At 69.8% G+C, this 19,953-nt stretch carries 8 protein-coding genes and 2 pseudogenes; 2 read left to right on the forward strand and 8 right to left on the reverse strand.

Translation table 11 applies throughout. The features are described from left to right. Positions 1-84: 84 nt before the first annotated feature. The 4 genes from AB5L52_RS11170 to ngcE all read right to left on the reverse strand — a co-directional run bounded on the left by AB5L52_RS11170 (position 85) and on the right by ngcE (position 4,834). A complete protein-coding gene (locus AB5L52_RS11170) occupies positions 85-1,290 on the reverse strand; it encodes an ROK family protein (protein WP_369363707.1) in 1,206 nt (401 codons plus the stop codon). A 205-nt stretch (positions 1,291-1,495) separates the two neighbouring features. Continuing rightward, complete coding sequence (locus tag AB5L52_RS11175) at positions 1,496-2,419, reverse strand: carbohydrate ABC transporter permease (protein ID WP_369368851.1); 924 nt, start codon at positions 2,417-2,419, stop codon at positions 1,496-1,498. Between the two features lie 13 nt (positions 2,420-2,432). Then, complete coding sequence (locus tag AB5L52_RS11180) at positions 2,433-3,359, reverse strand: sugar ABC transporter permease (protein WP_351015717.1); 927 nt, start codon at positions 3,357-3,359, stop codon at positions 2,433-2,435. A 29-nt stretch (positions 3,360-3,388) separates the two neighbouring features. Beyond that, entirely contained in the window at positions 3,389-4,834 is a 1,446-nt protein-coding gene (ngcE, locus tag AB5L52_RS11185) for an N-acetylglucosamine/diacetylchitobiose ABC transporter substrate-binding protein (protein WP_351015720.1), read from the reverse strand. 350 nt (positions 4,835-5,184) lie between these two features. Here ngcE and AB5L52_RS11190 point away from each other — a divergent pair, with 350 nt between their 5' ends. Then, the gene (locus tag AB5L52_RS11190; RefSeq protein WP_369363710.1) at positions 5,185-8,988 is read left to right on the forward strand and encodes a GH92 family glycosyl hydrolase; all 3,804 of its coding nucleotides are present in this window, start codon (positions 5,185-5,187) and stop codon (positions 8,986-8,988) included. Between the two features lie 62 nt (positions 8,989-9,050). Here the strand turns inward: AB5L52_RS11190 and AB5L52_RS11195 are convergent. Next, positions 9,051-12,316 (reverse strand): annotated as a pseudogene (locus tag AB5L52_RS11195) (GH92 family glycosyl hydrolase). 541 nt (positions 12,317-12,857) lie between these two features. Between AB5L52_RS11195 and AB5L52_RS11200 the strand changes: the two are divergent. Then, positions 12,858-15,548 (forward strand): SpoIIE family protein phosphatase, encoded by a 2,691-nt coding sequence (locus AB5L52_RS11200; protein ID WP_369363712.1) that lies wholly within the window; start codon positions 12,858-12,860, stop codon positions 15,546-15,548. Between the two features lie 125 nt (positions 15,549-15,673). Here the strand turns inward: AB5L52_RS11200 and acnA are convergent, their stop codons facing one another. The 3 genes and pseudogenes from acnA to AB5L52_RS11215 form a co-directional block, all read right to left on the reverse strand. Next, complete coding sequence (gene acnA / locus AB5L52_RS11205; RefSeq protein ID WP_351015732.1) at positions 15,674-18,391, reverse strand: aconitate hydratase AcnA; 2,718 nt, start codon at positions 18,389-18,391, stop codon at positions 15,674-15,676. 351 nt (positions 18,392-18,742) lie between these two features. Next, positions 18,743-19,039, reverse strand: a pseudogene (locus AB5L52_RS11210) (sigma-70 family RNA polymerase sigma factor); the annotation flags it as partial. 73 nt (positions 19,040-19,112) lie between these two features. After that, positions 19,113-19,847, reverse strand: coding sequence for a helix-turn-helix domain-containing protein (locus AB5L52_RS11215; protein WP_351563829.1), 735 nt, complete (start codon positions 19,845-19,847; stop codon positions 19,113-19,115). Positions 19,848-19,953: the final 106 nt, after the last annotated feature.

Consider the following 19,953-nt stretch of genomic DNA (forward strand, 5'->3'; position numbering starts at 1 on the left):
CGAGGTGGCTGGAAGTCAACTCGGCCACACGTGCGACGTCAAGAAGTAAATCCTTAACGAGATGGCAACGGTGCCATCCGTTCTCTAAGTGAAGGCAGGGGCCGCGACAGGCAGCGATCCGTCCAAAAGAGTCGAATCACCCATCTCACTGAGGGCCAGGGCGAGCGCCCCGAGCACCTCCGCACGGCCCCCAAGTGCCCCCGGGAGAACGGACAGTTGGCGCGCCGCACTGGGGATGGCGTAGCGGCCGACGGACTCCCTGATCGGCCCGAGCACCAGCTCACCGGCCTCGGCGAGATCACCGCCGAGGACCACCCGGCTCGGGTTCAGCAGATTGCACAGGTTGGCCACCCCACTGCCGATGTGGCGGCCGACGTCGGCGATCACCCGACGGCAGCCCGGGTCACCGTCCCTGGCCAGCCGTACGACGCCCTCCATGGTGAGGTCGGGGCCGTGGCTGGGCTGGAGCAGCGGGAGCACATAGCGTGCGGCCGCGAACGTCTCCAGACAGCCGCGGTTCCCGCAACGGCAGACCGGGCCGGACTCGTCGAGTGTAATATGCCCGATTTCCCCGGCCGTGCCGCCCGGGCCGCGGTAGATCTTCCCGTCGATCACCAGACCGGCGCCGACACCGCTCGCGACCTTGATGTACGCGAGGTCCCGCACGCCCTTCCCGCTGCCCCACACCAGCTCGCCGAGGGCGCCGAGGTTGGCGTCGTTGTCCACGTGCACGGGCACGGGCACGCCGAGCCGCTCGCGCAGCTCCTCGGCGGGCTTGGTGCCGGTCCAGCCGGGCAGGATCGCGGTGGACCCCAGCGTCCCCGACTCCACGTCGATCGGACCGGGCACGCCGAGGCCCACCCCTGCCACCTTGGACGGGTTCACTCCCGTGGCCGCGATCAGGCGGCTGACCAGCTGTTCCGCCCGGTCGAAGCCCTGCGCGGCGGACGCGTCGACGTCCAGCGGCTCGGACTCCTCGGCCAGCACCTGATGGGCGAGGTTGCCGATCGCGACACGCATGTGGGTGTGCCCGAAGTCGACGCCGATCACAATGCCGGCGTCGCCGCTCAGGCTGACGCTGCGGGCCCGCCGCCCGCCCGCCGACGTGGGCGTGACCTCGACGGTTCCGCCGTCCTTCAGCTCCCGCACGATGTTGGAGACGGTCGCGGCGGACAGACCGGTCGTCCGCGCGATCTCCGCCTGGGTGAGGGATCCGGCCAGGCGTACGGCCCGTACGACCCGCTCCAGGTTGGCTCGGTGCAGCGACGACTGCGACCCTGGAGTCTCCACGACGACCTCCTGAGCGCGAGGCCGCTTCGGCGAGGCCCCGCGTATGTCCAACTAGTGAACTCTAAGCTGAGCCGTTCGGGGCTGCTTACGTCAAGAGGTTGAACCGTTTCCGGGTCCCGGGACACACGCGCGCACGCCGCCCCCGGCAAGGGGAACGGCGTGCGCACGGAGGAGCGCGGGGCGTCACCCCGCCGAGTTCAGGGGCCTACTTCAGCGCCCCCGCGGTCAGGCCCTGGACCACCTGGCGCTGGAAGACGATGTACGCCCCGAGCACCGGCAGCATGGCCATCACCAGGCCCGCGAAGAGGCCCGACCAGTCGCCCTTGTAGCCCTGGCTGACCGCGAGCTGGACCAGGCCCTGCGTGAGCACCTTCTTGTCGGGGTCGGTGTTGAGGACCGTGGGCAGCATGTACTGGTTCCACTGGCCCAGGAAGTTGAAGATGCCCACGCTGATCAGGCCCGGTTTGGCCATCGGCAGCATGATCTGGAAGAACGTACGCGTGTGCGAAGCGCCGTCCACGAACGCCGCCTCCGCCACCGAGGTGGGCAGGGTGCGGAAGAAGGCCGTGAGGAAGAAGACCGTGAACGGCAGCGAGTACGCGATGTAGACCAGGATCAGGCCGTGGATCGTGTTCAGCATGCCCATGTTGTTCACGACATAGAACAGCGGGACCAGCGCGAGCATGATCGGGAAGCTCATGCCGCCGACGAACAGGTAGTAGATGAAGCGGTTGCCGGGGAAGTCGAAGCGGGCGAGGACGTAGGCCGCCATGGAGCCGAGCACGAGGGTGCCGATGAGCGAGCCGCCGACCACCAGGACGGTGTTCAGGAAGTAGTCGCTCATGTTGGCCTGGGTCCAGGCCCGCGACCAGTTGTCGAAGTGCAGCTTGTCCGGCAGCGACCAGGGCGAGCCGAAGATCGAGCTGTCCGACTTGAAGGACGTCATCACCGCCCACAGCAGCGGCGTGACCACCATGATCGCCCAGATGATCAGCACGCCGTGCGAGAAGACGTTGAGGACACCGCCCTCCTTGTTCCGCCGGTCGGGCTTCGGGGCGGGTGCGTCGGCCTTGGAGACGCCGGCACCGGACTCGGCCGGCCGCGGTGCGGGGGTCTCGGTCGTCTTCATCGGTTCCATCGGTTCAGAACTCCAGCCGCTCGCGACGGCCCAGCCGCATCACGATCGCCGCGAAGGCGAGGGTGACGATCAGCAGGGCGACGCCGATGGTGGTGGCGTAGGCGGCCTGACCGTCCCGGAACGCCTTCTGGTACACGTACAGGACCATCACCGTGGTCGAGTAGTCGGGCCCGCCCGGCCCGGTCGTCATGATCTGTACGACCGCGAACGACTCGGCGCCGAGCGCGAGAATGCCCATGTAGACCCAGCCGGACTGCACGGTGTCCCACAGCAGCGGCAGGGTGATGCGGAAGAAGGTGGTGGCCCGGCCCGCGCCGTCGAGCAGCGCCGACTCGTAGAGCTCCGTCGGGATGGAGGCCATGCCCGCCGAGAACAGGACCACGAAGAAGCCGGTCGTGGACCACACCAGCACCGCCATCACACACCACAGCGCGAGGCTCGGGTCGCCCAGCCACAGCGGCTGGACATGATCGAGGCCGATGCCGCGCAGCAGGGAGTTGACCGCGCCACTGTCCGGGTTGTACGCGAACTGGAACAGCAGCGCGACGATGGCGATCGACAGCACCTGCGGGAAGAAGTACACGATCTTGTAGAAGGACGAGCCCCGGACCCCGGAGATCACGGGGCCGCCCTTCCTCCGGCGTCCGCCCACATTGATCATGAAGGCGAAGAACAGCGCCAGACTGATCGTCACCAGCGGGAGCACCAGGGCGAACAGCAGACTGTGCTGCAACGACTTCCAGAAGATGTCGTCGTGGAGCATCCTCGTGTAGTTGTCGAAGCCGACCATCTTGAATTCGGGGCTCAGGCCGGTCCAGTCCGTGAACGAGTAATAGATGGACTGGATGAACGGCCACACCACGAAGAGCGCGTACAGTCCCAGGGGCAGAACCAGAAACCCCACGATGAACCGGTACTTGCCGTGCTGCATCGCCACTCCGGAGCTTGAAAGGGTGCCGGCTACTGGTGCTTGTAGTGCTTGATCGAGGAGTCCTTGGCCGCCTCGTCGGCGAATCCCTGGATCTTCTTGATGGCCTCGGCGGGGGTGAGCCGGCCGGCCATCATCTCGCCGAGACCGGCCACACCGATCTTCTCCTTCTGCAGCTGGACGTACCAGTCCTGCAGTCGCGGATTCACCACGTTGGATCCGGCCAGTTTCAGCGCCGCGACACCGGACTTCAGACCCGGGGTGAGGGTGACGCCGGTGGTGCCGCCGTTGTAGGCGGTCAGCGACTTCACCTTGGCGGTGAAGTTCTTCGAGGACGCCTCGGAGAGCATGATGCGCAGCTGCTCCATGCCGCCCTCGGCGTTCGCGGCATGGGCGGGCACGATGAAGGGCTCGCCGCCGGAGGCCCAGATGGTGCCGAAGGGCAGTTTGTCGCTGCTGTCGATGCCGGACGGCGCCGACACGGCCAGGTCGAAGTCCTTCGGGATCACGTTGGCCGACTCGTTCTCCACCCAGGAGCCGTTCGGGATGAACAGCGCCTCACCCTTGGCCCAGGCGGTCTGGGACTGGATGTGGTCGAGGCCCGGGGTGCCCTTGAGGACGTAGCCCTTCTTGTACAGCTCGTAGTACGCCTCGAAGCAGGCCTTGACGGCCGGGTGCTGCCAGGCGTTCGGCTCCAGGTTGTCGATGGCGTCGAGCACCTCGCGCCCGCCGACCTTCCCGATCATCGGGTACAGCGAGAAGGGGAGGTAGTACGGGTATTTGCCCGCATATGTCCAGCCTGCCATGCCCTTCTTCTTGGCCTTCTCGCAGACCTGGAGCATCTCGTCCCAGGTCTTCGGGTACTCCGCGCCGAGCGAGTCCAGGGCCTTCTGCGAGTACCAGACGCCGTACACCGTGTAGGCGTAGTAGAGGATCCAGACCGGTTTGCCGTCGAACTGGCCCATCTCCACGATGCCGGGGCGCAGCGTGTCGCGGACCTTCTTGTTCGGGTCGTCGTACGACGGCGCGTCCAGCAGCGGGGTCAGGTCGGACAGCTGGTTCTTGCCGACCAGGACGCCCATGTCCATCTGCTCGGCGCCGGAGTTGTCGATGAGGTCCGGCGGGTTGCCCTGGTTGAAGCGGGGCTGGAGGGTGGACTGGATCTTCTGGGTGGCGGAGAACTTCACATGGACCTTGGGGAAGTCCTTCTCGTAGATCTTCACCGCGTCCTGGGCGTACTCCTGGCCGAAGCCGCCGTCGAAGAGGACGAATTCCATCTGGGCGGTGTCGTTGACACCGAGCGGGTTCTTGGCGGTCTTCTTCCCCGCCTTGTCCTTGGTCTGGCCGCCCCCGCCGCTGCTCGCGCAGGCGGACAGCAGGCTCATGCCCGGGGCCGCGACCAGGCCCAGTGCGGCGGACCGCTTGATCAGATCACGACGGCCGACACCTTCGGCACCGTGGTTCGAGGTGGATCCCATGCTCAAGTCCTCGCCTTCTCCAGGACTCAGGCGGTGAACCGGATCCTCCCCGGCACCGCTGTCGGGTAGCGCTGGGTCGTGCAGGGTCGTGCTGGAAGTGCCGACAGGTATAGTCCACTTTCGGTCGCCTGAGCAAGATCGAATGCAGGGTTGGCCATGGGTCTTTTCCGAGTTGAGACCTCGACGAAATGTGAGCACCCTGCGGGCCGCCTGGCACAAATATTCGCGACATAAGTCCCTGAATGCCACACCCAACACCCTTGACATCACGGGCCACTTGACGACCTACTGGTTCCTGCACCTCGTGGCTGACAACGTTGTCGAGAGAGGCGCAGGAGGGGAATCCGTAGATGCAGCGGAGAGCTCGGCACAGATGGGGTCCGGCGGCCGTCCTCACGGCCGCCTTTGTCATGGCCGTCGGCGCACAGGGCGCGGCGGTCGCTCTGCCCGCCAGGGCTCCGGCCGCCGGCCAGGAGTTCGCATCCTCGTTCGAGACGGGCGATCCGGCACCCGACTGGCTGAACACCGTCGACACCGGGCCGGACGGCAAGAAGCGCGCCTCGGGGGTCGACGGCGGCTACACCACCGGCATTCCGGGCAATGCGACCGACCATGTCACCGATGTCCGGGCGAGCGGCGAGAACACGGGCGCCGGCGAGGTGAAGGAGAACCTGGTCGACGGCGAGCCGGGCACCAAGTGGCTGACCTTCGCGCCGACCGGCTGGGTGGAGTTCGACCTCGACCAGCCCATCAAGCTGCAGACGTACGCGCTCACCTCGGCCAACGACTACGCCGAGCGCGACCCGAGGGCCTGGACGCTGCTCGGCTCCACCGACGGCAAGGACTGGAAGACGGTCGACAGCCGCTCGGACGAGAGCTTCTCCGAGCGCTTCCAGACCAAGTCCTACGACCTGGCCGAGCCGGCCGAGTACCAGCACTTCCGGCTGGAGATCACCAAGAACAACGGCGCCGACGGCATACTGCAGCTCGCCGATGTGCAGTTCTCCACCGGCGGCGGGGGCGGCCCGGTGCCGCAGGACATGCTGACGCTGGTCGACCAGGGCCCGGCCGCCTCGCCGACGGCCAAGGCACGGGCCGGGTTCACCGGAAGGAGGGCACTGCGCTACGCCGGACGGCACACGGCGGGCGGCCGGGCGTACTCGTACAACAAGGTCTTCGACGTGAACGTGAAGGTCGGCGCCGACACCCGGCTGTCGTACCGGATCTTCCCGTCGATGGCGGACGGCGACCGGGACTACGACGCCACGAACGTCTCCCTCGACCTGGCCTTCACCGACGGCACCTATCTGAGCGACCTCGGCGCGCTGGACCAGCACGGATTCCCGCTGTCGCCGCGCGGCCAGGGCGCCTCGAAGGCGCTGTACGTCAACCAGTGGAACAACGTGGCCGCGCGGATCGGCTCGGTGGCGGCCGGCAAGACCGTCGCCCGGATCCTGGTGGCGTACGACTCCCCCGACGGGCCGGCGAAGTTCCGGGGCTGGATCGACGACGTGGCGCTGAGGCCCGTACCGCCCGAGAAGCCGCAGGCGCATCTGTCGGACTACGTGCTGACCACGCGCGGCACCAACTCCAGCGGCAGCTTCTCGCGCGGCAACAACTTCCCGGCGACGGCCCTGCCACACGGCTTCAACTTCTGGACGCCGGTGACCAACGCGTCCTCGCTGAGCTGGCTGTACGAGTACGCGCGCGCGAACAACGACGACAACCTGCCCACGATCCAGGCGTTCAGCGCGAGCCATGAGCCGAGCCCGTGGATGGGTGACCGGCAGACCTTCCAGGTGATGCCGTCGGCCGCGTCCGGCACCCCGGACACCGGTCCCGAGGCACGGCAGCTGCCGTTCCGGCACGAGAACGAGACCGCGCGGCCGTACTACTACGGGGTCCGGTTCGAGAACGGCCTCAAGGCCGAGATGACCCCGACCGACCACGCGGCCATGCTGCGCTTCACCTACCCCGGCGACGACGCGAGCGTGCTCTTCGACAACATCACCGAGCAGGCGGGGCTGACCCTGGACCAGGAGAACGGGACCGTCACCGGCTTCTCGGACGTGAAGTCGGGCCTGTCGGCCGGTGCGACCCGGCTGTTCGTGTACGGCGAGTTCGACAAGCCGGTGACCGACGGCGGGACGAGCGAGGTCAAGGGCTATCTGCGGTTCGACGCGGGCGCGGACCACACCGTCACGCTGCGCCTGGCCACCTCGCTGATCAGCGTCGACCAGGCGAAGGACAACCTGCGCCAGGAGATCCCGGACGGCACCTCCTTCGACACCGTGAAGTCCCAGGCGCAGCGCAGCTGGGACAAGCTGCTCGGCAAGGTCGAGGTGGCGGGCGCGACCCCGGACCAGCTGACCACGCTGTACTCCAGCATGTACCGGCTGTACCTGTACCCGAACTCCGGCTTCGAGAAGGTCGGGGACACCTACCAGTACGCCTCCCCGTTCTCCCCGATGCAGAGCCAGGACACCCCGACCCACACCGGCGCGAAGATCGTCGACGGCAAGGTGTACGTCAACAACGGCTTCTGGGACACCTACCGGACCACGTGGCCGGCGTACTCCTTCCTGACGCCCTCTCAGGCGGGCGAGATGATCGACGGGTTCGTGCAGCAGTACAAGGACGGCGGCTGGACCTCCCGCTGGTCCTCTCCCGGGTACGCCGACCTGATGACCGGCACCTCCTCGGACGTGGCGTTCGCCGACGCCTACGTCAAGGGGGTCACGTTCGACGCGAAGGCGGCGTACCAGGCGGCGCTGAAGAACGCGACCGTCGTCCCGCCGATGTCGGGCGTGGGCCGCAAGGGCATGACCACCTCGCCGTTCCTCGGCTACACCAGCACCGCCACCACCGAGGGCCTGTCCTGGGCGATGGAGGGCTACGTCAACGACTACGGCATCGCGCGGATGGGCGAGGCCCTGTACAAGAAGACGGGCGAGAAGCACTACCAGGAGGAGTCCGCGTACTTCCTCAACCGCGCCCGGGACTATGTGAACCTGTTCGACTCCAAGGCGGGCTTCTTCCAGGGCCGCGACGGGAACGGGAAGTGGCGGCTGGACTCCTCGAAGTACGACCCGCGCGTGTGGGGGTACGACTACACGGAGACCAACGGCTGGGGCGATGCCTTCACCGTCCCGCAGGACAGCCGGGGTCTGGCGAATCTGTACGGCGGCCGGCACGGGCTCGCGGACAAGCTGGACACGTTCTTCGCCACCCCGGAGACGGCCTCCCCGCAGTTCGTCGGCTCCTACGGCGGTGTCATCCACGAGATGACCGAGGCGCGCGACGTCCGCATGGGCATGCTCGGCCAGTCCAACCAGCCCGCGCACCACATCCCGTACATGTACGACGCGGCCGGTGAGCCCTGGAAGACACAGGCGACGGTCCGCGAGATCCTCTCCCGGCTCTATGCCGGCAGCGAGATAGGGCAGGGCTACCACGGCGACGAGGACAACGGCGAGCAGTCGGGCTGGTACCTCTTCTCCGCGCTCGGCTTCTATCCGCTCGTCATGGGCAGCGGCGACTACTCCATCGGCTCCCCGCTCTTCAAGCAGGTCACCGTGCACCTGGAGAACGGCCGTGACCTGGTCGTCAAGGCGCCGAAGAACAGCGCGAGGAACGTCTACATCCAGGGCGTGACCTTCAACGGCCGCCCCTGGAACTCCACTTCGCTCCCCCACGCGCTACTCTCCAAGGGCGGGGTGCTGGAGTTCGCCATGGGCGCCCAGCCGTCGGCATGGGGCACCGGCAAGGACGCTGCCCCGACCTCCATCACCCAGGACGACAAGGTGCCGGCGCCCCGGTCGGACGTCCTCAAGGGCGACGGGCCGCTGTTCGACAACACGTCGGCGACGGAGGCCACGGTCACCTCGGTCGACCTGCCGGTGGACGGATCCGTGCGGCCCGTCCAGTACACGCTGACCTCGTCGGCCGACCACACCAGGGCGCCGACCGGCTGGACCCTGCAGGGCTCCGCGGACGGCACCACCTGGCAGACCCTGGACCACCGCTCCGGGGAATCCTTCCCCTGGGACCACCAGACGCGGGCGTTCACCATCGCCACGCCGGGCACGTACGCCAAGTACCGGCTGGTCCTGGACGGCACGGCGACACTGGCGGAGGTGGAGTTGCTGGCCTGACGGACATCGCCTGACAGCGGTCGTCCCTCGCGCGAGGGGCGGCCGCTGTCCCCTGCCGTGGTTCAGCTCGTGGCCAGGGTGAACACGTGCAGGTTCCCGTTCTCCGGGAGCCTGACACTCGCGATGGTCCGGCCGGCCGGGGCCGTGAACGGCTTGGTGGCGAAGACGTAGGCCGGCACCGGGTCCCGGCCGACGCCTGCGGCATTGCGGTACGGGGTCCTGGCGACGACCTCGTTGCCGTACTGGACGGTGCCGGCTCCGCCGTCGAGGGTCCAGTCGGTGAAGGAGAGGTCGGCGGTGCCGGTCGTGCCGTCGGTGTAGGTGACGGTCGCCTCGGCCTGCCGGCTGCCGTCGACCGCGCTGCCGAGGAAGGACAACTTGCTTGCGGGGATGGGCAGTTCGATGGTCTGGGCGGCGCCCGAGGCGTTGTCCGGGTGGCCGTCGGACGAGGCGGGCCAGGTGTAGGTGAGGCCGTCGGCCGTGGAGTGGCTCCCCGGGGTCAGGCCGGCCGCGGCGAGGGCCTGGCGGGAGTAGCTCCAGCCGCCGCCGTCGTAGTCGGCCTCGTCGTGCCCGCCCGAGTCGTCGGAGACACCGGTGGTGTCGTAGGCGGCGAGCAGGGTGCCGGGAGCGGCTAGCGTGAGCGCGACCGGCTGTTCGTACGACGTGTCGCCCGAGGTCACCGACACCTTGACGTCGGCGAAGCCCTGCTCGGCGTCCCGGGCGGCGGTGAGGGTGATCTCCTGGGCGCCGCCGCCGACCGTGCCGTCGGCGGGCGTGGCCGTGACACCGGGCGGGGTGTCCACCCGGAAGCGCACACCGGGGCCGGTGCCGCCGTTCAGGGCCAGCGTGCGAATGCCGATCCTGGTGCGGTCACCGGGTGCGAGCGTGGCGGCCGTGGGGCCGACGCCGATCTGGTACGGCTGCTCGCCCTCGCGGAAGGACGGCGGCGGGCCGGCCGCGCCCCAGTCGCGGTTCGGGGTGGCGGACAGGGTGTAGTCGAGCCGGCCGCCGTCCCGGACGAAGGACGCCGGCAGCCAAGGGCTTTCGCTGGTACGGCCGTTGACGCTCAAGGACTGGATGTACGGGGAGTCGGGCGCCGCTCCGGCCGCGTGGATGGCGATGTCGTTGCCCTGCGGACGGCTGATCTCCACGCGCTCGAACAGCGGGGAGGCGAGGACCAGTTCGGCGCGGGAGGGGACCTGCGGATACATGCCGAGGGCCGAGAAGACGTACCAGGAGGACATCGCGCCGAGGTCGTCGTTGCCCGGGATGCCGCTCGGCGCGGCCGACCACAGCCGCCGCATCGCGGCTCGCACGGTTTCCTGTGTCTTGTACGGGGCGCCCGCGTAGTCGTACAGGTAAGGGACGTTGATCGACGGTTCGTTGTCCAGCTCGGACTTGGTGCCGCCCTGTCCGGTGAAGGCCCAGCCGCCGTCGGCCGTGTGGAAGAAGGCGTCGAGCCGGGCGAGGGCCGCCTCCCGGCCGCCCAGCGCGGCGAAGAGTCCGGCGGGGTCGTGCGGGACCATCCAGGTGTACTGGGCCGCCGTGCCCTCGACGAAGCCGTTGCCGGTGTCCGGGGTGAAGCCGGTGACCCAGCTGCCGTCGGCCTTGCGGTCGGCGATGTAGCCGCCGCCGGGGTGGGCCGCGATGTCGAAGGTGTTCTGCCACCACTGGGCCCGGCGGGCGAATGCGGCCGCCGTGTCCTTCTCCCCCGCCGCCGCGGCGAGCTGGGACAGGGAGAAGTCGGCCGTGGACATCTCCAGGGTCTCGGCGGCGCCGCCCCAGGCGTTGGAGACGCTCGGCATGTAGTGCAGCGTGAGGTACTTGTCGAGCGAGGGCCGCTGGCCGGCGGAGAGCACCGGCCTGCCCGCCGGGGAGAGGTCCTGCTCGGTGGGGACGGTCGCCGCCTCGACCAGCGAGTCCAGTGCGCCGTGCAGATCGAAGCCGGTGCCGCCGAAGGCACGGATGCCGGCCAGCGCGGTCGGCGAGGGGTCGCCGTTCATGACATGGGTGCCGCTCGCGCCGTGCAGCCAGCGGTCCCAGGTCCCGCCGTTCTGCTCGGCCAGCTCGTACAGCGACTGGGCGATGTCGGAGCCGGTGCGCGGATCGAGCAGGGTGAGCAGCTGCACCTGGTCGCGGTAGACGTCCCAGCCGGAGAAGGTGCCGTACTGGGCCCGCTGCCGACGGCCGACCCTATGCACGCGTCCGTCGGCACCCCGGTATCCGCCGTCGGCGTCGCTGATGACGTTCGGGTGCAGCAGCGCGTGGTACAGCGCGGTGTAGAAGGTGGTGCGGTCGGCGTCCGTGCCGCCGCCGACCCGGACCGCGCCGAGCCGCTCGCGCCAGGCCCGGCGGGCCGCGCTCGCGACCGCCTCGAAGGAGCGGCCGGGCGGGTTCTCGGCGGCGAGGTTGGCCTCGGCGGCCTGCTTGCCGACGTAGGAGATGCCCACTGTGACGTTCACCGGCCCGGCGCCGGGCGCGAACTCGACGTAGCCGCCGGCACCCTTGCCCGCGACGGGCCGCCCGCCGTGCGTGAAGCCCCCGGTGCCGCCGGACGCGGTCAGGGCGCCGGGGCTGAGCCTGTCGTCCTGCCAGGTGCCGGCGCTCTTGAAGGGACGGTCGAAGCGGGCGGTGAAGTACAGGGTGTAGTAGGCGCGCCGGCCTTCGGGGGCGAGGTAGCCGCAGAAGTCGCCGGAGGTGACCGAGCCGGAGACGGTGCGGGTGTCCGGGTCGATCGTGACGGCCGACTCCTCCGAGCCCACCTCGGAGTTGGCGGTGCGCACCAGCAGCGAGGCGGGCTTGCCGGCCGGGAAGGTGAAGCGGGCCGAGCCGGTGCGTGCGGTGGCGGTGAGGTCGGCGGTGACCCCGGAGGCGAGGCCCACCCGGTAGTGGCCGGGCTCGGCGGTCTCGCCGGCGTGCCGGAAACCGGCGGCGTATACGGCGTCCGTGGTGTCGCTCGCCGGGGAGGAGGTGACCTCGCCGGCGTACGGGAAGAAGGGGATGTCGCCGCTGCCGCCGGCGCAGCCGGTGCCGGACATGTGGGTGAGGCTGAAGCCCCGGATGCGGGTGGCGTCGTACTGGTAGCCGCCGGGCGCGGCCGTCCTCGTGGCGTCCCCTCGGGTGTTCTCGGGGCTCCAGGAGAGCATGCCGAAGGGCACGACGGCGCCCGGGAAGACATCGCCGCCGTTGCCGGTGCCGATCAGCGGATCGACGTACCGGGTGGGGTCCTCGACGAGGCCGGGGGTGCGGCGGCCGCCGCGAGGGCCGGGGGGCCGCCTCCGATCGCGAGCGCGGCGGCCAGCAGCAGGGACAGGGGTCTGCAGCGCATGACGCGGCCCTTCCTCCTGGCGGACGGGTCGCGCACCACAGGTCGCACAAGCCGCAGGGACGGTAACGTGCGCCACCGGTACCACAGAAGGCCGCGTATGCCCCTCCAGCCACACGGCCGGGATCACCCGGTCGGACTACTCCAAGTGGGTTGACATCGTTGTCGGTTGCGGCGGTAGAGTCATGTACAGACCAGGAGACAACGTTGTCGCAACCGTTGTCACACATCATGTGGCCGACGTCACAAGCCGGCGTCGCCCAACGGGCCGACACCACCTGACCAGCCGACCTGCCGCACAAGCCGGCACCACCCGGGCGGGTGCCCGACCACCCCCCTCACCCGCCCGGCTCGCGGACCCGGTGCCACGACCACCGGGTCCGCCCAGAGCAACCCGAGCGACCCGAGCGACCCGGGAGACGGCTCCCGAGGGCTCGTGACCCGAGGGGCGAGAGTTTCTCGTGTGATACACGAGGCGACGAAATTCCGTCCGCTTCCCGGGCCAGCCATAGGCAGCGAGGGCAACCAGTGCTACAAATGCCGCATGTCGGATGCATTCGCCCGATTCAGGCGTAGCTTCTGGCGCTTCAAGGCCGGTACGAGCCCGCGCAGCGTCTGGGGGCAGGTCTTCCTTCTGCAGGTGGCCCTTGTGGTGCTGCTCGTGATCTGCGGCGTCATCGCTCTCGTCCTGCAGTCGACGCATGACACCAGCAGCGAGGCCCGGCGCCGGTCCATCGCCGTCGCCCAGACCTTCGCGCACGCCCCCGGCGTGCTGCAGGCGCTGCAGGCCCCCGACCCGTCCAAGATCCTCCAGCCCCTCACCGAGGCGGCACGCAAGTCCGCGGGCGTCGACTTCATCGTGGTCATGGACACCAAGGGCATCCGCTACACCCATCCCCTGCCCAGCAAGATCGGCCACCGGTTCGTGGGCCAAATCGGGCCGTCCCTGGCCGGGAAGGTCTACACGGAGACGGTCCACGGCCCGCTCGGCCACGAGGAGCAGGCGACCGTCCCCATCTACGACACCCACGGCAAGGTCACGGCTCTCGTCTCCGCCGGGCTCAAGGTGAAGAACGTGACCAGCGAGGTGAACCGGCAGCTGCCGATCATCCTGGCCGCCGGGGCCGGCGCGCTGCTGGCGTCGACCGGCGGTACGGCGCTGGTGGGCCGTCGGCTGCGGCGGCAGACGCACAGCCTGGCGCCGGACGAGATGACCCGTATGTACGAGCACCACGACACGGTGCTGCACTCGGTACGCGAGGGCGTCCTCATCGTCGGTGACGACGGGCGGCTGCTGCTGGTGAACGACGAGGCCAGACGGCTGCTGGAGCTGCCCGCCGACGCCGAGGGGCGCACCGTGCGGGAGCTGCCGGGCCTCGATCCCTCGACCGTGGAGCTGCTCGTCTCCGGGCGCGACGCCTCCGACGAGGTGCACTTCGCCGGGGGACGGCTGCTGGCGGTCAACCAGCGGCCCACGGACCGTACGGGCGGCCTCTGCGCCACCGTCGTGACACTCCGGGACTGCACAGAGCTGCAGGCCATCACCGGCCGGGCGGAGGTGACCCGGGAGCGCTTGGAGCTGCTGTACGACGCGGGCCTCGGCATCGGCAGCAGCCTCGACGTGATGCGGACGGCCGACGAACTGGCACGGGTCGCGGTACCCCGCTTCGCCGACTTCGTCACCGTCGATCTGGCCGATGCCGTGCTGCACGGGGAGGAGCCGGCTCCCACGGCGACGGACATGCGGCGCGTGGCGGTGAGCGGCATCCGGGACGATCACCCGCTCTACGAGAAGGGCCGGCTGATCGACTTCCTGCCCTCCACCCCGCAGGCCCGCGGCTACAGCGCCGGCCACACCGAGCTGGTGACCGATCTGGCGACCGCCGGCGGCTGGCGCGAGCAGGATCCGCAGCGCGCCCGGCAGATCCTGGACTACGGCATCCACTCGCTCATCGCCGCCCCCATCCAGGCCCGCGGCAGCGTGCTGGGCATGGCCAACTTCTGGCGTTCCAAGCGGGAGCCCTTCGACGTGGAGGAGCTGTCGCTGGCGGAGGAGCTGGTGGCGCGCGCCGCGGTCAGCATCGACAACGCCCGCCGGTACACCCGTGAGCACGCCCTGGCCGTGACCCTGCAGCGCAGCCTGCTGCCGCGGGCGCTGCCCGCGCAGAGCGCCCTCGATGTGGCCTACCGCTACCTTCCCGCCCAGTCGGGTGTGAGCGGCGACTGGTTCGATGTGATCCCGCTGCCGGGGAGCCGGGTGGCGCTGGCCGTCGGCGATGTGGTCGGGCACGGTCTGCACGCCGCCGCGACGATGGGGCGGCTGCGGACCGCGGTGCACAACTTCTCCACGCTCGACCTGCCGCCCGACGAGCTGCTCAGCCACCTGGACGACCTGGTCGGCCGCATCGACCAGGACGAGGGCAGCGCGGAGACGGCCGGCGAGATCGTCGGCGCGACCTGCGTGTACGCGATCTACGACCCGGTGTCGCGGCACTGTGTGATGGCGCGGGCCGGGCATCTGGCGCCCGCGCTGGTCGCGCCCGACGGCAGCGCCACCTTCCCCGATGTGCCGGCCGGTCCGCCGCTGGGCCTGGGCGGCATGCCGTTCCAGACGGCGGAGTTCGAGCTCGCGGAGGGCAGCCAGCTCGTCCTGTACACCGACGGTCTGGTCGAGGACCGCTCGCGCGACCTGGACGTGGGGATGGAGCTGCTGCGCCGGTCGCTGGCGGGGCACCCCGACCGGGCGCCGGAGGAGAGCTGCCGGGCGGTGCTGGAGGAGCTGCTGCCCGAGCGGCCCAAGGACGACGTCGCCCTGCTCATCGCGCGCACCAAGGCGCTGCCGGCCGACCGGGTCGCCGACTGGGACGTGCCGCAGGACCCGGCTGCCGTGTCGGGGATGCGCGCCGCCGTGTCCGGGAAGCTGGCGGAGTGGGGCCTGTCCGAGCTGGGCTTCGGCATGGAACTCGTGCTGAGCGAGCTGATCACCAACGCCATCCGCTACGGCTCCGACCCGATCCGTGTACGGCTGATCCATGACCGCACGCTGATCTGCGAGGTGGCCGACGGCAGCAGCACCTCGCCGCATCTGCGGTACGCGGCGACGACCGACGAGGGCGGACGCGGCCTGTTCCTGGTCTCCCAGCTGGCCGAACGCTGGGGCACCCGGTACAACCCGCAGGGCAAGGTCATCTGGGCGGAGCTGACGGTACCGGACCTCGGTGCTCTCGCGGACTGAGGGGGCCGGGCGACCGGGGCGGCCGTACACATGCACGCCGGATGGGCGACACGGGCGTGCGTCACTGGCCGCCGCCCGGTGAGGGGCGACGGCCAGTACCCGAGGCACTCACGCCAAGGGGCGCATCACTTGCGGATCAGGTTGCGCAGCACGTACTGCATGATGCCGCCGTTGCGGTAGTAGTCGGCCTCACCGGGGGTGTCGATGCGGACGACCGCGTCGAACTCGACGCCCGTGTCGGTGGTGACCTTGACCGTGCGCGGCGTGGTGCCGTTGTTCAGCTCGGTCACGCCGGCGAAGGAGAAGGTCTCCTCACCGGTCAGGCCGAGGGACTCGGCCGAGGCACCCTCCGGGAACTGCAGCGGGAGGACGCCCATGCCGATGAGGTTGGAGCGGTGGATGCGCTCGTAGGACTCGGCGATGACGGCCTTGACGCCGAGGAGCGCGGTGCCCTTGGCGGCCCAGTCGCGGGACGAGCCGGAGCCGTACTCCTTGCCGGCCAGGACGACCAGCGGGGTGCCGGCGGCCTGGTAGTTCTGCGAGGCGTCGTAGATGAAGGCGACCGGGCCGCCCTCCTGCGTGAAGTCGCGGGTGTAGCCGCCCTCGGTGCCCGGCGCGATCTGGTTGCGCAGGCGGATGTTGGCGAACGTGCCGCGGATCATGACCTCGTGGTTGCCTCGGCGGGAGCCGTAGGAGTTGAAGTCACGACGCTCCACACCGTGCTCGGTGAGGTACTTGCCGGCCGGGGTGTCGGCCTTGATGGCACCGGCGGGCGAGATGTGGTCCGTCGTCACCGAGTCGCCGAGCTTGGCCAGGACGCGGGCGCCGGCGATGTCGGTGACCGGGGCCGGCTCCATGCCCATGCCCTCGAAGTACGGGGGCTTGCGGACGTAGGTGGACTCGGCGTCCCACTCGAAGGTGTTGCCGGTCGGCACCGGGAGCGACTGCCACTGGGCGTCGCCGGCGAAGACGTCCGCGTAGGACTTCTCGAACATGTCCTCGCCGATGGCGTTGGCGACGACCTCGTTGACCTCGGCCTCGGTCGGCCAGATGTCCTTCAGGTAGACCGGGTTGCCGTCCTGGTCGGTGCCCAGGGCGTCACGGGTGATGTCCACCTTCATGGAGCCCGCGATGGCGTACGCGACGACCAGCGGCGGGGACGCCAGGTAGTTCATCTTGACGTCGGGGTTGATCCGGCCCTCGAAGTTGCGGTTGCCGGACAGGACCGAGGTGACCGCGAGGTCGTGGTCGTTGACGGCCTTGGAGACCTCCTCCGGCAGCGGGCCGGAGTTGCCGATGCAGGTGGTGCAGCCGTAGCCGACGAGGTTGAAGCCCAGCTTGTCCAGGTACGGGGTGAGGCCGGACTTCTCGAAGTAGTCGGTGACGACCTTCGAACCCGGGGCGAGGGTGGACTTGACCCACGGCTTGCGGGTCAGGCCCTTCTCGACGGCCTTCTTGGCGACCAGGGCGGCGCCGATCATGACGTACGGGTTGGAGGTGTTGGTGCAGGAGGTGATGGCCGCGACCGTCACCGCGCCGTGGTCCAGCTCGTAGGTCGTGCCGTCGGGGGCGGTGACCTGGACCGGGTTGGACGGGAAGCCGTTGGGGTGGACGGCCGGGGCGTCGGAGGCCGGGAAGGACTCCTTGCCCGCCTCGTCGGCGTCCTCGACGTAGTTGCGGACGTCCAGCTTGAACTGCTCGGCGGCATTGGCGAGGACGATGCGGTCCTGCGGGCGCTTCGGGCCGGCGATGGACGGCACGACCGTGGACAGGTCCAGTTCGAGCTTCTCGGAGAAGTCCGGCTCGGCCTTCGGGTCCAGCCAGAGGCCCTGCTGCTTGGCGTAGGCCTCGACGAGCGCGACCTGCTGCTCGCTGCGGCCGGTCAGGCGCAGGTAGTTCAGGGTCTCGTCGTCGATCGGGAAGATCGCGGCGGTGGAGCCGAACTCCGGCGACATGTTGCCGATGGTGGCGCGGTTGGCGAGGCTCGTGGCCGCCACACCCTCGCCGTAGAACTCGACGAACTTGCCGACCACACCGTGCTTGCGGAGCATCTCGGTGATGGTGAGCACGAGGTCGGTGGCGGTGGTGCCGGGCTGCAGCTCACCGGTGAGCTTGAAGCCGACGACGCGCGGGATGAGCATGGAGACCGGCTGGCCGAGCATGGCGGCCTCGGCCTCGATGCCGCCGACGCCCCAGCCGAGGACGCCGAGACCGTTGACCATGGTGGTGTGCGAGTCGGTGCCGACGAGGGTGTCGGGGTAGGCCTTGCCGTCACGCACCATCACGACACGAGCGAGGTGCTCGATGTTCACCTGGTGGACGATGCCGGTGCCCGGGGGGACGACCTTGAACTCGTCGAAGGCGGTCTGGCCCCAGCGCAGGAACTGGTAGCGCTCCTTGTTGCGGCCGTACTCCAGCTCGACGTTCTGCTTGAAGGCGTCGTTCGTGCCGAACTTGTCGGCGATGACGGAGTGGTCGATGACCAGCTCGGCCGGCGCCAGCGGGTTGATCTTGGCGGGGTCGCCGCCGAGCTCCTTCACGGCCTCACGCATGGTCGCGAGGTCCACGACACAGGGCACGCCGGTGAAGTCCTGCATGATCACGCGGGCCGGCGTGAACTGGATCTCCTGGCTGGGCTGGGCCTGGGAGTCCCAGCCGCCGAGGGCACGGATGTGGTCGGCGGTGATGTTCGCGCCGTCCTCCGTGCGGAGCAGGTTCTCCAGCAGGACCTTGAGGCTGTACGGCAGGCGGGCCGAGCCCTCCACCTTGTCCAGCCGGAAGATCTCGTACGACTCGTCGCCCACCTGCAGCGTGCTGCGGGCGTCGAAGCTGTTCGCCGACACGACAGTCTCCTTCATTGATGTGCGCGTACCACCGTCAATCGTGCCGTCACGCCGGTCTGGCCAATCCGCTAAGGTCAGGCTAAGTTAGGTAACCCTTAGTGGGTGACGGCTGCGGTGCGCCTGGCAGATATCTCGATGTCGAGATAACTCTAGTACATGGGCGCGGAATGGTCATGCGCGGGCGGGGGTGCCGGTCCTCATCCCATCGAGTCCGTCCACTCGGCGAACCCAGTCGTTCCGCCTCCCGTCTCAGTGAACCCCGTCGTGCGGGTGATCGCGCTGCGGGTACGGTGCGACGACCGGGCGGACTCCAGTCGCAGCCCCAGCTGGGCCTCATCGATGCCGAGACCGGTCGAGCGCCGGTGTGAGCGGCGCCCCGGGATCATCGCTCGGCGCGCCCGGCCCCGACGGCAGCGGACGCCGCGCGCGCCCGTCCAGCGCGATCAGGCACACCCGGGTCGCGATCCCGTACAGCCATGTCCGCAGCGACGCCCGCGCCGGGTCGTACCGGTCACGGGCCTTCCAGGTGCGCAGCAGCGTCTCCTGCACCAGATCCTCGGCCGCATGGAACGAGCCGAGCATCCGGTAGCAGAACACCACCAACTCGCCCCGGTACGACTCGAAGTCCGTCCGCGCATCATGCCGCAGGCCGGTCCTGGTCCCGCGCCCGCGCCCGCGCCGAGGCTCCGGCGGGCGCCGGTGGCGCGTCACCCGGGTGCGCTCACCCCGGCGCCGGGAGCCGGGTCAGGTTGGTGCCGGCCATGGCCGCCGCGCGGCGCAGGGCATCGGCGAGCGGGGTGAGCCGGCGGGGGTCGAACACGGTGGCGTTGATCGCGGCGACCACGTTGCCGGAGGGGCCGCGCACGGGCGCCGCGACGCAGAACAGGCCGGGCACGCACTCCTCGTGGTCGTAGGCCACGCCCCGGTCCCGGGCGAGCACGACCCGGCGGGACCAGGCGCGTCCGGACTGGCCCGGCGGTGGCGCGGCCGGTGCGAAGAGGACTTCGGCGGCGGTGCCCGGCGGCAGGACCGCGCCGGCCCGCAGGGTGAAGAGCTCGTCCACCTCGCCGCGTATCCCGGCGACGAGCAGGGGACCGCCGCCGTCCGGTACGGCCACGCTCAGACCGACGTGGGCGAATTCGAGCGTGAGCCGGCGCAGCGGCTGGGCCGTCGCGGTACGCAGGAGCTGGGCGGGCTGCCAGGCCTGGCCCAGGCGGAAGGTGAGGGAACCGACGCGGTAGCGCCCGGCCCGGCGCTGGACGGCGCCGAGCGTGACCAGCTGGTCGAGGAGCCGGTGCGCGGTGGTCTTGGGCAGGCCCGCGTGCTCGGCCAGCCGGGTCAGGCCCAGGTCCTCGTCGTGCGCCGCGAGTGCTTCCAGGAGGGCGAACGCGCCGTCGAGGACGGGCCGGCCGCGAGGCGGCCGCGCGTCGGGGCCTCCAGGGACAGTGCCGGCCATCGGCCGCCCCCTTCGTCTCCCGAGCAGTTCAGGGCAGCTCGATAAACGAGCGATGAATATCCGCTCAACGCACCACTGGTTCACGGACGGACCGCGCCGGTCCGCT

The organism is Streptomyces sp. CG4, from assembly GCF_041080655.1.
In the GTDB taxonomy this organism is placed as follows: domain Bacteria; phylum Actinomycetota; class Actinomycetes; order Streptomycetales; family Streptomycetaceae; genus Streptomyces.

What these genes read in the sequence shown, in the direction of transcription:
- AB5L52_RS11175 (WP_369368851.1), bottom strand. Translation starts at nt 2,419, where the DNA reads ATGAAGACGACCGAGACCCCCGCACCGCGGCCGGCCGAGTCCGGTGCC.
- AB5L52_RS11180 (WP_351015717.1), bottom strand. Translation starts at nt 3,359, where the DNA reads ATGCAGCACGGCAAGTACCGGTTCATCGTGGGGTTTCTGGTTCTGCCC.
- ngcE (WP_351015720.1), bottom strand. Translation starts at nt 4,834, where the DNA reads ATGGGATCCACCTCGAACCACGGTGCCGAAGGTGTCGGCCGTCGTGAT.
- AB5L52_RS11190 (WP_369363710.1), top strand. Translation starts at nt 5,185, where the DNA reads ATGCAGCGGAGAGCTCGGCACAGATGGGGTCCGGCGGCCGTCCTCACG.
- AB5L52_RS11200 (WP_369363712.1), top strand. Translation starts at nt 12,858, where the DNA reads ATGTCGGATGCATTCGCCCGATTCAGGCGTAGCTTCTGGCGCTTCAAG.
- AB5L52_RS11215 (WP_351563829.1), bottom strand. Translation starts at nt 19,847, where the DNA reads ATGGCCGGCACTGTCCCTGGAGGCCCCGACGCGCGGCCGCCTCGCGGC.